Here is a 363-nt window from a genome sequence, read left to right as displayed (position 1 = left end):
ATCATTAATGAGCACTTCTCGTGGTTTACTACCTTCATACGGACCTACTACACCATTCATTTCCATTGCATCACTTAAACGGGCAGCTCGCGTATAACCTACTCTAAACCTACGTTGCAACATAGAAACAGATGCTGTTTGCATTTCCACTACAAGCTGAACTGCTTCATCATATAATTCATCTTCTACTTCCTGCTTCGTATCAGGAACATCTTGTGGAATCATATCTTCTTGATATTGCGCTTTTTGCTGAGTGATCACATGATCAACGACATGCTCCACTTCTTCATCTGATAAAAAGGCGCCCTGCACACGAACAGGTTTATTTGCACCAACTGGCAGAAACAGCATGTCCCCTCTGCC

The 363-nt window shown here is 42.7% G+C and carries 1 protein-coding gene; it reads right to left on the bottom strand.

Annotation, left to right across the window (positions count from 1 at the left end; translation table 11 throughout):
• Positions 1–363, bottom strand: a 363-nt coding sequence (locus tag SB658_RS22395) for a DNA translocase FtsK (RefSeq protein ID WP_410602413.1), incomplete at both ends; no start/stop codon positions are given.

It is taken from the genome of Bacillus sp. SIMBA_008, from assembly GCF_046535495.1.
Classification (GTDB): Bacteria; Bacillota; Bacilli; order Bacillales; family Bacillaceae; genus Bacillus; species Bacillus subtilis.
This window is presented reverse-complemented; position numbering and strand designations above follow the sequence as displayed.